Genomic DNA, 15,023 nt, shown 5'->3' with positions numbered 1-15,023 from the left:
GGGAGAAAACATGCTGGACACTTTACTAATAAATATCGGTCAATTACTAACAATGGATCAAGAAGATGGCTTGTTAAGGCGGGAAGCGATGAACACGCTTCCTGTTATCGAAAACGGTGTGGTTGGAATTGAAAATGATGTAATCACTTTCGTTGGAACAGCGGAAGAAGCGAAAGGACTTCAGGCGAAAGAAGTTATTGATTGCGGCGGGAAAATGGTTTCTCCTGGTCTTGTTGATCCGCATACTCATCTTGTATTTGGTGGATCTCGCGAAAATGAAATCGCACTAAAATTACAAGGAGTTCCGTACTTAGAAATTTTAGAACAAGGCGGAGGTATTCTTTCAACTGTAAATGCAACGAAACAGGCGTCGAAGGAAGAACTTGTTCAAAAAGCGAAATTCCATTTAGACCGTATGCTATCTTTCGGAGTTACTACTGTAGAAGCGAAGAGCGGTTACGGATTAGATGATGAGACGGAATGGAAACAATTAGAGGCAACAGCACAATTACAAAAAGAGCATCCGATCGATTTAGTTTCCACATTTTTAGGTGCTCATGCAGTTCCGAAAGAATATAAAGGTAGATCGAAAGAATTTTTACAATGGATGTTAGACTTATTGCCAGAAATGAAAGAGAAGCAATTAGCGGAGTTCGTTGATATTTTCTGTGAAACAGGTGTGTTCTCTGTCGAAGAATCAAAAGAGTTTTTATTAAAAGCGAAAGAGCTTGGCTTTGATGTGAAAATTCATGCGGATGAAATAGACCCTCTTGGTGGTGCGGAAGCAGCGGCAGAAATTGGTGCAGCATCAGCGGACCATTTAGTTGGCGCTTCTGATAAAGGGATTGAAATGCTTGCAAACTCGAATACAGTAGCAACATTATTACCAGGAACAACTTTCTATTTAAATAAAGAAAGCTTTGCTCGTGGTCGTAAAATGATTGATGAAGGTGTTGCAGTTGCGTTAGCTACAGACTTTAACCCAGGTAGCTGTCCAACTGAAAATATTCAGCTTATTATGAGCATTGCGATGCTAAAACTGAAAATGACACCAGAAGAAGTGTGGAATGCCGTAACGGTTAACTCATCATATGCCATTAACCGTGGTGATGTAGCTGGGAAAATTAGAGTTGGTCGTAAGGCAGATTTAGTTTTATGGGATGCTTATAATTATGCTTACGTACCGTATCATTACGGCGTAAGTCATGTGAATACAGTATGGAAGAATGGTAATATTGCATATACAAGAGGTGAACAATCGTGGAGCACGGCCACTATTTAAAGAAGAATGCAAAGTTTATTGATCGTGAAGTGACAAAATGGAGTGAGATGATTAAAGATTGGGAGGAAGGCGTAGAAATATTCGGTGCTGCCTTAATTGGAGCACCCCTTTCTAAGCCATCTATTAGTCATTCAGGAGCAAGTTTTGCTCCAAAAACAATTCGTGCGATGTTAGATGCATATAGTACGTACGCAATTACAGAAGAACACGATATGAAAGAAAGTGTCTTATATGATTGCGGCGATATCACGATGCATGTGACGGATATAAAAGAAAGTCATAACCGAATTGCGAAAACAGTTGGTCATGTAACGAAAGTAAATCCGAACATGGTACCAATCGTTCTTGGTGGTGACCACTCGATTAGTTTTCCGAGTATAACAGGCTTTACAAACAGTAAAGGAAAGGTCGGGATTATTCAATTTGATGCTCATCATGATTTACGTAATTTAGATGATGGAGGCCCGTCAAATGGTACACCATTCCGTAGTTTATTAGAAAATGATGTCATTACAGGGAAACAACTTGTTCAAATTGGAATTCGTAATTTTTCTAACGCACGTGCGTACCATGAATATGCAATAGAGCATGGCGTAACAGTGTATACAATGAAAGACGTACGAGAGCGAGAAATAAAAGATATTATCACGGAAAGTATTGAAGTATTAAGAAAACAAGGTGTGACTTCTATTTATATTTCTCTTGATATGGATGTACTAGACCAAGCGTTTGCACCAGGTTGTCCAGCAATTGGGCCTGGTGGAATGGATAGTACGACTTTACTAGATGCGATTGAATTCCTTGGTAAAGAACCGCTCGTTCAAGGAATGGATATAGTAGAGATTGATCCAACTCTTGATTTTAGGGATATGACGAGCCGAGTAGCTGCGCAAGTAATTATGAGTTTTCTTTTAGCGAGGGAAACAATTAGTAAGCGGGTTAGTATATAGACGGAAAAGTAGATCTTTATCTATGCATTATCAAAAACACATTACTACTCAAAAGTAGTGATGTGTTTTTATGTTAAAAGAGAATGAATGTGTATGGAACCGTTAATAAAATTGCGGGTTGTTATAGTGTATTGTGTAAATTTAATTTCTTGCTTCTGAAGTGTTGACTTGTAAAATAATTTTATGATAAAATAAAATTTTTGCTAAAAAACTAAAAGTATGTTAAGCTTGAGAAGGTTACCATATATGGAGGTGGATTATTTGTTTCAAATTGGCGATAACATTGTTTATCCAATGCAGGGAGCAGGTATAATTAAAGCCATAGAAGAGAAGGAAATCTCAGGAGAAAAACAACAGTATTATGTTATAAAAATGTCGGCTAGTAATATGGAACTAATGATTCCAGCAGGGAGAATATCGAATTCGAATATACGACCAGTTACGGATATAACCGCATTAGTACACATAATGGATATTTTTCAACATGGGGAGTCAGATAGATTACTTACGTGGAAACAAAGGTATAAATTGAACACTGATAAAATAAAGACGGGTAAAATGCAAGAAGGTGCTGAAGTTGTGCGTGATTTAATGCGTATACAGAAAGAAAAAGCACTTAATGCAAGCGAAAAGAAGATGTTAGATAACGCATATGAATTTTTGATTAGTGAGCTGGGATTAATTGAAGGTATCACAGAAAATCAGATAAAAAGCTTTTGTTAAGGTTCATTACAAATAATGTATTATATCCCAAAAAAGATCTTGAATTTTTTGGGAACATAATTATAGAAAATTTATCATTTCAAAGACATTCAACTCTTTCACACCACTTTTAGAGCATTACCTCTATTGTTATTACTACAATCAAATCCATTTTTATTTTTTAATTTCATTTATGAATGTTCGAAGTTTAATTGAATACTTCGATAAAATAGTTACTTGATTTTTGCAATCCTGATTCACACTGGCACGGACGAGGAGCCGTAAGGATGAAAGAGAGGTAGGGCTTTCATTGTTTTAGGTATATAAGTTATTATTTTTAGAAGAATACTGAACCATATTCACTTCTATTGATAAGGTATTTTTTATATTAAAGAGATAAATGAATTGACAACCATATATGTTCAACAAAAAAGGTTTCCTTCTAAGGAAACCTTTTTAATATTATTTATAGCATTTTATTTTTTTTATATTCGAATTTTTTATTGTAAAGTCGTAAAAATTGACGTTACTATCTAAAAGTAAGTATGATGCGATTATAGTAAGATTTTTTAGGGGGAAGAAAGATGACAAGTTCAAGTAATAAAGCAGCGAGTATTTATGAAGGAACAAATGTAAACGCTGGGGGATCTTTTGAAAACGTTGAAGAAACAAAGTTGTTTGATCCAATTCAAATTGGAGCTTGGTCTCTTCGTAATCGTATAGCAATGGCACCAATGACAAGATGCTTTGCAGATAATGAGACTGGAGCAGTGGGTGCTGATGTAGTGGAATACTATAGAAAGCGTGCTGCTGACGGAGTTGGATTAATTATTACAGAAGGAATTGTCATTAGTCCAAGAGCGAAAGGGAATCCAGGAGTACCAGGAATTTATACACAAGAACAAATCGATTCTTGGAAACCTGTTACAGAGGCAGTACATAAAGAAGGCGGGACGATTATTGCTCAAATATGGCATGTTGGGCGTATGAGTCATCATGAAATAATTGGTGGACAAATGCCGCAAGCACCATCTGCTATCGCTGCAGAGGGAAATGTTCCACGTTTTCGTAAACCGTTTGATACGCCAGAAGCAATGACGTTAGAAGAAATACAAGAAGTGATTGGTCAATACGCACAAGCTGCGAAAAATGCAATCGAAGCTGGATTTGATGGAGTAGAAATTCACGGTGCACACGGATATTTAATTGATCAATTTACGTATGAGTCTGCGAATAAGCGAACAGATAAATATGGCGGTAATTTAAAACAAAGGTTAACGTTTATGAAAGAAGTAACGGCTGCTGTAATAGAAGCTGTTGGAGCTAATAAAACACTTCTTCGCTTCTCTGCTTTCAAAGGTGATAATCCTACTTATATGTGGGAAAATCCTGAGCTTGCAATTGAAACGTTCGTAAATATGTTCAAAGAAGTTGGATTAACGATGATCCATCCTTCAACGATGAATTATACGCAAGAAATTGCTGACGGAAAGAATTTTCATCAACTAGTAAGAAAATATTGGGATGGTACAATTGTTGGGGTTGGTAATTTAAATCCGAAAGAGGCCGAAGAAGCGTTGCAAGAAGGAACGATTGATGTAGTGGCATTCGGCAGACCGTTAATTGCTAATCCAGACTTTGTTCATCGAATTAAACATGCTGAAAGTTTAGTTGAATATGACGCGAAAGAGCATCTTGTTACGTTAGTATGAATAAAGATAAAAGGAGAACACATCGAGTGTTCTCCTTTTATTATGGGATTTTATAGGGGGAAGCGGGATGAGTGAAACGCTACTCGTTATTATTAGTATATTACTATTTTTAATGTTGCTTTTAATCGTCTTTTTTATCATTACATTTTTTATAAAAAACCGAACACATCATTCTATTTTAAAGTTACATCCATACTTAGGAAGAATGCGCTACTTACTGGAAAAGATAGGGCCTGAATTTCGACAATATTGGTTTGATCATGATACGGATGGAAAGCCTTTCTCACGTTATGATTTTCAAAGTGTTATGTTTTTAGCGAAATATCGCTCTGAAATACTTGGTTTTGGATCAAAACGAGATTTTGAAGCTTCTGGCTATTATATTGCTAATACATTATTTCCGATATTGACTGAGGAATTAAGTGTGAATCTCACGCAAGAGCGAGAAGGTAAAAAGTACGTGATTCATAAAGAAGGGTTATTTTCAAGAAGAGAAAAATTGACAGCGGATACAACGAATCTTTGGCTGTACGAAGAAGATGATGCAATTATAGTCGGTGAGAACCGTAAATATCCGTGGAAGCTACATGGTATGTTTGGTGCATCTGCGACTTCTTACGGCGCGATTGGAGAAAATTATATTTTAGCGAGTGGTTTTGGAGCAAAAATGGCAGGCGGATCGTGGATTAATACTGGTGAAGGTGGCATTATTCCAGAACATTTACATACAGGAGCAAATATCCTTGCGCAAATTGGTCCAGGGTTATTTGGATACCGCGATGAGGACGGTAATTTTTCAATGGGAAAATTCAGGGAGAAAGCAAAAGAAAGTAATATTAGAGCATTCGAATTGAAATTTGGGCAAGGTGCTAAAATACGTGGTGGTCATCTAGAGGGACAAAAAGTAAATGAGAAAATTGCTTCTGTTCGCAACGTCAGAAAGGGAGAGACGATTAATTCACCGAATCGATTTTCATTTTTAAAGAATGCAACGGATACACTTTGTTTTATTCAACAGTTGCAAGAAAGCGGCGGTAAACCAGTTGGAATGAAAATTGTAATTGGTCAGCAGGAGCCTTTGGAAGATTTATTTAAAACGATGAAAGAGTTAAATATCTATCCAGATTTCATTACAATTGATGGTTCAGAAGGTGGATCAGGAGCGACGTATAAATCGATGGCAGATAGTATGGGAATGCCGCTTATTCCAGCGTTACTGACATGTATTGATACAGCGAATCATTATGGTGTTCGGGACAAATTCAAAGTGTTTGCATCGGGGAAATTAATCACACCAGATAAAGTGGCGATTGCTTTAGCGATTGGAGCGGATGCTGTAAGTTCAGCCCGCGGATTTATGATGGCAAGCGGCTGTATTATGGCCCTTCAATGTAATTCTGGCCAATGTCCATCTGGTGTAGCCACGACGAATCCGCATTATCAAAAAGCGTTAGATCCGTATGAGAAGAAGTGGCGAGTCATGAATTATATTATTAGTATGAGATATAGTTTATTTTCATTAGCAGCGGCAGCGGGAGTGAAGAGCCCGCGCCATTTAACTAGAGAGCATATTGTGTTTAAAGACGAGATGGGGAGAGTAGTTCCTCTTTCGGAATTGTTTCCTATAGTAAATCAAATCTAAAAGTATATTTGATATGTAAGATTTTTCAGAGGAATAATCATATTGTTTGGAAAAATTAGGAGTATAATAGGGAAGTGTTTTTAAAAATGACTATTTTTAGGGAGAGATTCACTTGCAGCAAGGTTCGTACAGTATTACAATTTTTTTACTCGTCATAGGGCTCGTTATATTTAGACGCATGCGTTCTATGAATCGACCAATTAAAAATAAAGGAAGACGATTACTATTGCCATTATTCTTCTTATTACCAGGTTTTTCTTTATATGCTGCACCGATACAACTTGTTGGTTGGCAAATTGGTATAGCTGCTGGGATCGGTCTGTTATTGTCAATTCCACTTATTATTTTAAGTGGGTATGAAGTTAGAGAAGATGGCCAAATTTATGCGAAAAAAAGTATCGCTTTTATTGCTACATTTTTAGTTATCGTTCTTTTACGTGCTTATTTTAGAAGACATTTACAAGGTTTAGATCCAAAGTCAATTGGCATTCTTTTCTACACTCTTGCGGTTTGTTATATAGTACCTTGGCGTATTGGATGCTATATGAAATTTCGTAAAGTATATGTAGAGAAAGAGAAAATTGAGATGTCAATAAGCTAAAAGTCATACATTTGTATGGCTTTTTCTTTTAAAATTTATCGGGTAAACGAATGAAAATAAGGTGTGAAAAAACATTGTTTAATTTTCTGAATATTTTTACTTAAATTTCTTGAAAAATCATTGTAATCCACTGGGATAAAGGCGTTTATAAAGGTTTTCACATGTAATGAAAAGTGCTCGTTCACTTGAAAGAACAAAAAATGTTTGTTAAGGTAGGGAACCATAAGCGAATACAAGAAAATAGAAAAAGTCATTTTTCGAAATTTTGAATGGCTTATGGGCTAAGGGAGAGATTTGGTGAAGATTGAAATTATGGTTTCGCTTGCTATTTATATGGCAGGTATGTTGTATATCGGATATTGGTCTTATAAGAAGACATCCGATTTATCAGATTATATGTTAGGCGGAAGAGGACTCGGTCCAGCAGTTACAGCTTTATCAGCTGGTGCTTCTGACATGAGTGGTTGGATGCTAATGGGATTACCTGGTGCGATGTATGCAACAGGATTATCAAGTGTATGGATTGCGATAGGTTTATTAATAGGTGCTTATGCAAACTATTTAATCATTGCCCCGCGTTTACGAACGTATACAGAAGTGGCAAATGATTCAATTACGATTCCAGACTTTTTAGAAAATCGGTTTAAAGATCGTACGAAAATACTTCGTTTTGTCTCCGCTATCGTCATTTTAGTATTTTTCACATTTTATGCGTCGGCTGGTTTAGTTTCAGGTGGACGTTTGTTTGAAAATTCTTTTAACCTTGATTATAAAATTGGTTTATTTGTAACAGTGGGTGTCGTTGTTGCGTATACACTATTTGGTGGTTTTCTAGCCGTAAGTTGGACGGACTTTGTGCAAGGGTGTATTATGTTTATTGCGCTTGTACTAGTGCCAATTGTTGCTTTTACGGATGTCGGTGGTGTAACAGAAACATTCAATACGATTAAGCAAGTTGATGCATCACATTTAGATATGTTTAAAGGGACTACAATACTTGGTATTATTTCATTTTTAGCATGGGGTCTTGGGTATTTTGGTCAACCACATATTATTGTCCGCTTTATGGCAATTACCTCTATTAAAGATTTAAAAACTTCTCGTAGAATCGGTATCGGTTGGATGACGATTTCAATTATAGGTGCAATGCTTACTGGTCTAATTGGTATCGCTTATTATGCTAAAAATAATGCGACATTACAAGATCCAGAAATGGTCTTTGTAACATTCTCAAATATTTTATTCCATCCATACATTACAGGATTTTTATTATCAGCTATTTTGGCTTCGATTATGAGTAGTATTTCCTCACAATTACTTGTTATTTCAAGTGCAGTAACGGAAGACTTTTATAAAACATTTTTCCGTCGTAACGCAAGTGACAGAGAACTTGTATTTATCGGTAGATTATCAGTATTAGTAGTAGCTATGATCGCAGTTGTTTTAGCGTATCATCCAAGTGATACAATTTTAACACTTGTAGGTTATGCCTGGGCTGGATTTGGTTCAGCATTCGGACCAGCTATTTTATTAAGTTTATATTGGAAAAGGACGAATAAGTGGGGCGTTCTTGCAGGTATGATTGTTGGTGCAGTAGTTGTTATAGCATGGGTACAAATTCCAAGTTTAAAAGCGACTATGTATGAAATGGTACCTGGATTCTTCTGTAGTTTATTAACTGTTATCGTTGTAAGTTTATTAACGAAAGAACCCGTTAAGGCAGTTCATCGTGAATTTAATGAGATGGAAGCAGTGCTGGAAGAGGAAACGAAATAATTAGCGAAGAGAGTAAACGAAACTGGCGTTTACTCTCTTTTTATTTAAAATGAAAATACGGAATTCGTTGACAACTAAAAGTAAGTAACTTATAATAAATTTGAGTTCAAGATAATTTATGTTACGAATACAGATTTTAAATAGAGTAAATATTTTTTGAGAATTATCTCGAATTTGAGATGATTTTGATAAAGTAGACATTCAAGTGTGATATTATAATTAATATCTCGAATTCGAGATAAGATTATAATGACGGATTTTACTTTTCAGTATGGACAAAATGAATAATGAATTTTAATGAATAAAAGTTTTTAAAATGAAATAAAAAGGGGCGGAGAAAATGACAAAGAAAACGATGGGAATTCACCACATTACAGCAATCGTAGGACATCCACAAGAAAATGTAGATTTTTATGCTGGTGTATTGGGGTTACGTTTAGTGAAACAAACAGTGAATTTTGATGATCCAGGTACGTACCATCTTTATTTTGGAAATGAAGGAGGAAAGCCTGGAACAATTATTACGTTTTTCCCATGGGCAGGTGCTCGTCAAGGTATTATTGGAGATGGTCAAGTAGGAATTACGTCTTACGTTGTACCAAAAGGTGCAATGGAGTTTTGGGAAAATAGATTAGAAAAATTCGATGTTTCGTATACAAAAATGACTCGTTTTGGAGAACAGTATTTAGAATTTGATGATCCGCATGGTTTGCATATAGAATTAGTTGAAAGAGAAGAAGGCGAATTAAATAATTGGAGTTTTGGAGAAGTTACACCAGAAGTAGCAATTAAAGGGTTTGGAGGTGCTGTTCTTTTATCTGCACAGCCTCAAAAAACAGCTGAATTGTTAGAACATATTATGGGTCTTGAGAAAATTGGAGAAGAGGGTGAATTTGTTCGATTCCGTTCTTCTGCTGACATTGGAAATATTATTGATTTGAAATTATCAACAATCGGTCGTGGCCAAATGGGCGTTGGCACAGTTCATCATATTGCTTGGAGAGCGAGTGACGATGCAGATCAGCTAGACTGGAAAGAGCATATGACTCGTTTTGGATATCACGTAACTCCTGTACAAGACCGAAATTATTTTAACGCGATTTATTTTAGAGAACATGGTGAAATCTTATTTGAAATTGCAACAGATCCTCCTGGTTTCGCTCATGATGAATCGTTAGAGACGATGGGTGAGGAATTAAAGTTACCGGAACAATATGAACAACATAGAAAACAGATTGAACAAACGCTTTTACCATTTGAAGTGAGAAATTTAGATTAAAGTGATTGAAGGGGGAAAAGGATTATGATGAAACATGTTTTTCAAAAAGGAAAAGATACGTCAAAACCAGTGTTGTTATTACTTCATGGCACAGGTGGTAATGAATTAGATTTACTATCACTTGCAGAAATAGTTGATCCGGAAGCGTCGGTATTAAGCGTTAGGGGAAATGTGTTAGAGAATGGGATGCCGCGTTTCTTCCGCCGATTAGCAGAAGGCATTTTTGATGAAGAGGATTTAATTTTCCGTACGAAGGAATTAAATGAATTTTTAGATGAAGCGGCTAAAGAATATAAATTCGATAGAAATAACATTGTAGCTATCGGTTATTCGAATGGGGCAAATATCGCAGCAAGCTTATTATTCCATTACGAAAATGCATTGAAAGGTGCTGTGCTTCATCACCCAATGGTACCAAGAAGAGGAATGCAATTAGCAAATTTAGCAGGGAAATCTGTGTTTATTGCTGCTGGGACAAATGACCCAATTTGTTCATCAGCAGAGTCCGAGGAATTGAAGGTACTATTAGAAAATGCAAACGCGAATGTAACAATACATTGGGAAAATCGAGGGCATCAATTAACGATGGGTGAAGTAGAAAAAGCAAAAGAGTGGTATGACAAAGCATTTTAAAAAAGAAGCATCTGCTAACGATTAGCAGATGCTTCTTTTTTATTTAAGACTGGATTGCAAGATGAGATGAAGAAAGTGGTAGCTCAATATCAACAATCGTACCTTTATTTAATTCGCTTGAAATGTGTAATTTACCATGATGTTCTTCAATTATTTTGTAACACATCATTAATCCTAGTCCTGTGCCTTTTTCTTTTAAACTATAAAAAGGTTCGCCTAGACGGGAGATACGATCTTCTGGAATGCCACAACCTTCATCGATAATTCGTATTAAGATGAAATTATCCTCTAATGGTTTTGTTTGAATGAAAATATTTCCGCCATTTGGCATCGCTTCTATCGCATTTTTTAATATGTTTATAAAAACTTGTTTTAATTGGTTACCGTCACATTGAATATCATATACGTAATCAAAATGATCCATGATGATATGAACGCTATGCATAATTGCAGTCGGTAAAATAAATGTAACTACCTCTTCAATTAAAGTTTGTATGTTACAAGTTTGGATAGATAATACTTGTGGCTTAGACATCGCCATAAATTGACTCGTGATGGATTCCATTTGTGAAATCTCACTTAACATAACATCGATATACCATTTTTGCTCCTCATTTATTTCAGGGAGGAGCAACGTTAGAAAACCTTTTAGAGAAGTGAGTGGATTTCGAATTTCATGGGCAATTCCAGCTGTCAGTTGTCCGACTACTGCGAGCTTCTCAGATTTTCGTAATAACTTTTCAGTTTCTTTTAGCTCAGTAACATCTCTCCCCATCACGATAAGACCTTTGCGAGAACCGTCAGGATGATAAAGCGGGACTTTTGATATACTTAAGATTAGATCGAAATCATCTCTATGTATAATAAATTCCTCGCCATGAAGAATTTGTCTTTGTTGCCATGCTAGTTCATCAATTTCTTCACAATGTAAAAAAGCTTCTCGGTATGCTTCATTATATTGAATGAGTTCGCTATCTTTTTTCCCATGGTAAGGTACATGATGGAAATTGAAGCAAGAAAGTGCGTAGTCATTTGCCTCAAGCCAGCGCCCTTCATGATCTTTAAATATAACAAAGGCAGGCATGGAGTTTACTAATGTACGTAATCTCTTCTCACTTTCTTTTAGCATATTCTCAATTCTTTCTGATTTTTCAAGCGGCTTCATAATAGCATATACGCCAGTAAGACGATTTTGAACAAAAATAGGAACTAGTTTTGTCACAACATCTAATAAGAATCCATTTTTATGATAAATAGATAAGATATACTCTTGTTGATTATCCGCTTCAGTATTCTTTATATTTTGTAATACTTGCTCAGAAATATGGGCTTCTAAAATAGAGGTAATATTTTTCTGTTCTAATTCTAAAGAAGTGTAACCTAATATTCTTTCGGCAGAAGGATTTATATGTAGAATAACTCCTTCTAAATTTAATGAAATAATACTATCAGGATTGTGTTCGAACAGAGATGCGTACATTTCTGTTAATGAACGATCTTGTATATGGTTTCGCAAACGTCTAGAAATGTTCGGATGACGTTTTTTTTGAGTTGGTGAATATTTTTTACGACTCATAATAGTTCCTCCGTACAAATAGCATCTAAAAAGATTTGTCTATTCATAACTATAATATAGATGTAATGTGTATTTCTATAAAAAATGGAAGTTATAGAATAAATTTTGTTTTTTTTATTTTTTGCAAGGTGAATGCAGGATGTTAATAAGGGGAGCTTATATTGTTTTATAAACCTCTTGTAAGTTACAGACGGCTGTTTTCCGTATAACATTAGGGTAGAGGAGGGGGAGAGAAAATGAAAAATTATATTCAAGGGATTAATCACGTGCAAGTAGCTGCACCTGTAGGGTGTGAAGAAGAGGCGCGTGATTTTTATGGGAATACAATTGGTATGGAAGAAATTCCAAAGCCAGAAAAGTTGAAAAAACGAGGTGGATGTTGGTTTAAATGCGGAAATCAAGAAATCCATATTGGTGTGGAGCGGAACTTTACACCAGCTAAAAAGGCTCATCCAGCTTTTTATGTGAATGAAATTAATGAATTTAAGCAAACACTTATAGAGCAAGGTGTTAAAGTGATTGATGATTATGCACGGCCAGATGTAATTCGATTTTACGTGTCAGATCCATTTGGAAACCGAATTGAATTTATGCAAAATAAAGACTAGGTGGATTCCCACCTAGTCTTTAACTTCTTCTGAAAAGTCCTAATACTTCTACAGTTTCTGTAATATTAACGAATGCATTCGGGTCGATTTCAGAAATTGTTAGTTTCATACTTGCTAATTCTTCACGAGAAACGACGGTCATAAGTACACGCTTTTTCTCGCTTGAATAAGCACCTTCGCCATCAAGTAACGTTATTCCACGTACAACAGTTGAAAGAAGTTGTTTTTTCATTTTTTCTGCTTCATTTGTTACAATCATAAGTGTAACTTTACGATGTTTTGTATGAACAGCATCAATTACTTTACCAGTTACATAAATTGAAAGTAAGCTTGTAAGTGCAACATCCCAGGTGAAGAAGAATCCTGCGATTATTACAACGACTGCATTTAAAATAATAAGGAATCCGCCAAGTTTAATGTCTCGCTTGCGGGATAAAAGCATACCGATAATATCAAATCCACCAGTGGATCCATTACAGTTAAAAACAAGACCAATACCAGCTCCGGCGATGACACCTCCGAAGATAGAAGATAACAATGGATCTGTTGCTACGACTTTTACTGGAACGTAGTATAATGCAACAGATAATACAACTACAGAGACAACTGTGTTAAAAATTACTTTTTTTCCAAGACCTATGTACCCTAAAATAAGGATAGGTAAGTTTAATACAAAGTTAATAATGCCTGTGTTTACAGGGGTTACAATTCCTAAAATAATAGCAATTCCGCCAATTCCACTACTTAAAATTTTGTGGGGGATAAGGAAAAGATTAAAGGCAACCGCAATAATAATAGAACCGATAATAACACCAAGGAATCTGACCATTTCTTTCCCGTCCTTCACTGAAAAATTCATATTATTTCAAGATTATATATGATATTGAAAGTTTTGGGTAAAAACAGTTTATTTCGGTAAATTAGATTAATCAAAAGAATTTGAGTATTTTATTATTTGAAAGGGGATACAGTTGTGAAGATAAAAACATATCAACAGAAAAGCCCGTTGAAGCAAGAATGTGAGGATTCTTATTTTTGTAATAAAGAAAAAAAGATTTATGGTGTATGTGACGGTGCAACACCACTTGTCCCGTTTGGTGATGAAAATGGACATAATGGAGCATACATCGCTTCGCATTTATTTGCAAGTTATTTTACTTCATTACGAGAGAATCATAGGTTACGATTTGCAGTTGCAAAAGCAAATGAAGCATTGCAAAGCAAAATGTTGGAATATAAAGTAGATACGAGAAAGAAAGATCATTTGTGGTGTACATGTATTGCGGCAGTTCAAATAGATGGTGAGAAAATTGAATATGCGCAGCTTGGGGACTGTATGATTGTCGCAACTTTTCAAAATGGAACGATGCAAGTATTAACGAAAGACACAGTTAAAGGAATTAGTAACCGAGCAAAAAGGAAGAGGGAAGAAGATCGTAAGAAAGGTTTATCTGTCCCGGAGGAACATGTTTTTCAAGATGTTCGAGAACAGTTAAAGTACAATCGTTATCTTGCAAATATGCCAAATGGTTATTCAGTTGCAAATGGAATGAAAGAAGCGATACATTATTTACAACATGGTGAATTACATATAGATGAAGTGAGTGGAATTTTTATTTGTTCAGACGGGTTATTTCACCCAGATTGGCCACTCGAACAAACAGTTGCATATATAAGAAAGAATAGTATAAACGAATATGTAGCAATCATTGAAGAGCTGGAAGGGGAAAAGAGAATAAGACCAGATGATAAAACGATTATTATGATTGATTTTTAAGAGGAGGCAGTTCAAATGGAAATTAAACGTGTCAATCTAACATTTCAAGATGAATTAGTTCCTTTAGAAAAAGTAAACAAACTGATTATTCACCATACAGCTGAAGATGGATGGGACGTGTATAAAACGCATGAATTTCATCAAACTGTAAAAGGGTGGAGTGGGATTGGTTACAACTATTTTATCGAAGAGGACGGAACTGTAGTGGAAGGACGAGGTTTACATATTGGAGCGCATGCGAAAGATCATAACCGCCATACAATTGGGATATGTATGACGGGAAATTTTGATAAATACGATCCAACTCCTGCACAAGTGAATGCATTATATTCTTTATGTAAAATATTTATGAAGCAATTTGCTATAAAGAAAGAGAATATACTCGGTCATAGGGAGTTAGAAGGAGTTACAAAAAGCTGTCCTGGTAATCGTTTTTCTATGGTAGAGTTAAGGAAGATATTATCTTAAATATAGAGGAGTAACAA

The 15,023-nt window shown here is 35.6% G+C and carries 14 protein-coding genes; 12 read left to right on the top strand and 2 right to left on the bottom strand.

Features of this window, described 5'->3' with window-relative positions:
* The first annotated feature begins 10 nt into the window (after window positions 1–10).
* The 9 genes from hutI to BCG9842_RS17845 all read left to right on the top strand — a co-directional run bounded on the left by hutI (window position 11) and on the right by BCG9842_RS17845 (window position 10,577).
* Entirely contained in the window at window positions 11–1,282 is a 1,272-nt protein-coding gene (gene hutI, locus BCG9842_RS17885; RefSeq protein WP_000887549.1) for an imidazolonepropionase, read from the top strand.
* On the top strand, window positions 1,261–2,232 hold the full coding sequence (hutG, locus tag BCG9842_RS17880) for a formimidoylglutamase (protein WP_000399844.1): 972 nt from the start codon (window positions 1,261–1,263) through the stop codon (window positions 2,230–2,232). The genes hutI and hutG overlap by 22 nt, the downstream gene beginning before the upstream one ends.
* A gap of 261 nt (window positions 2,233–2,493) precedes the next feature.
* Entirely contained in the window at window positions 2,494–2,955 is a 462-nt protein-coding gene (locus BCG9842_RS17875) for a CarD family transcriptional regulator (RefSeq protein ID WP_170264802.1), read from the top strand.
* Between the two features lie 563 nt (window positions 2,956–3,518).
* Complete coding sequence (locus BCG9842_RS17870) at window positions 3,519–4,646, top strand: alkene reductase (RefSeq protein WP_000204595.1); 1,128 nt, start codon at window positions 3,519–3,521, stop codon at window positions 4,644–4,646.
* A gap of 67 nt (window positions 4,647–4,713) precedes the next feature.
* The gene (locus tag BCG9842_RS17865) at window positions 4,714–6,288 is read left to right on the top strand and encodes an FMN-binding glutamate synthase family protein (RefSeq protein ID WP_000005177.1); all 1,575 of its coding nucleotides are present in this window, start codon (window positions 4,714–4,716) and stop codon (window positions 6,286–6,288) included.
* Window positions 6,289–6,400: 112 nt separating this feature from the next.
* Complete coding sequence (locus BCG9842_RS17860; RefSeq protein ID WP_001183916.1) at window positions 6,401–6,889, top strand: cytochrome c biogenesis protein CcdC; 489 nt, start codon at window positions 6,401–6,403, stop codon at window positions 6,887–6,889.
* A gap of 297 nt (window positions 6,890–7,186) precedes the next feature.
* A complete protein-coding gene (gene putP / locus BCG9842_RS17855; RefSeq protein WP_000687593.1) occupies window positions 7,187–8,665 on the top strand; it encodes a sodium/proline symporter PutP in 1,479 nt (492 codons plus the stop codon).
* 340 nt (window positions 8,666–9,005) lie between these two features.
* Window positions 9,006–9,944, top strand: coding sequence for a ring-cleaving dioxygenase (locus BCG9842_RS17850; RefSeq protein WP_000163260.1), 939 nt, complete (start codon window positions 9,006–9,008; stop codon window positions 9,942–9,944).
* A gap of 24 nt (window positions 9,945–9,968) precedes the next feature.
* On the top strand, window positions 9,969–10,577 hold the full coding sequence (locus tag BCG9842_RS17845) for an alpha/beta hydrolase (RefSeq protein WP_000975496.1): 609 nt from the start codon (window positions 9,969–9,971) through the stop codon (window positions 10,575–10,577).
* Between the two features lie 43 nt (window positions 10,578–10,620).
* Here BCG9842_RS17845 and BCG9842_RS17840 read toward each other — a convergent pair whose 3' ends face one another.
* Window positions 10,621–12,153 carry a BA3702 family sensor histidine kinase gene (locus BCG9842_RS17840; protein WP_000087650.1) on the bottom strand — a complete coding sequence of 511 codons (1,533 nt, stop codon included), beginning with the start codon at window positions 12,151–12,153 and terminating at the stop codon, window positions 10,621–10,623.
* A 236-nt stretch (window positions 12,154–12,389) separates the two neighbouring features.
* Here BCG9842_RS17840 and BCG9842_RS17835 point away from each other — a divergent pair, with 236 nt between their 5' ends.
* Window positions 12,390–12,761 carry a VOC family protein gene (locus BCG9842_RS17835; protein WP_000800779.1) on the top strand — a complete coding sequence of 124 codons (372 nt, stop codon included), beginning with the start codon at window positions 12,390–12,392 and terminating at the stop codon, window positions 12,759–12,761.
* Window positions 12,762–12,780: 19 nt separating this feature from the next.
* Here the strand turns inward: BCG9842_RS17835 and BCG9842_RS17830 are convergent, their stop codons facing one another.
* The gene (locus BCG9842_RS17830; protein WP_000251344.1) at window positions 12,781–13,590 is read right to left on the bottom strand and encodes a YitT family protein; all 810 of its coding nucleotides are present in this window, start codon (window positions 13,588–13,590) and stop codon (window positions 12,781–12,783) included.
* A 126-nt stretch (window positions 13,591–13,716) separates the two neighbouring features.
* Between BCG9842_RS17830 and BCG9842_RS17825 the strand changes: the two genes are divergently transcribed.
* Window positions 13,717–14,538, top strand: a complete 822-nt coding sequence (locus BCG9842_RS17825) for a protein phosphatase 2C domain-containing protein (protein ID WP_002162635.1) — start codon at window positions 13,717–13,719, stop codon at window positions 14,536–14,538.
* Window positions 14,539–14,553: 15 nt separating this feature from the next.
* On the top strand, window positions 14,554–15,006 hold the full coding sequence (locus BCG9842_RS17820; RefSeq protein WP_000403998.1) for a peptidoglycan recognition protein family protein: 453 nt from the start codon (window positions 14,554–14,556) through the stop codon (window positions 15,004–15,006).
* Window positions 15,007–15,023 lie beyond the last annotated feature (17 nt).

The organism is Bacillus cereus G9842 (assembly GCF_000021305.1).
GTDB lineage: Bacteria > Bacillota > Bacilli > Bacillales > Bacillaceae_G > Bacillus_A > Bacillus_A thuringiensis_S.
This window is presented reverse-complemented; position numbering and strand designations above follow the sequence as displayed.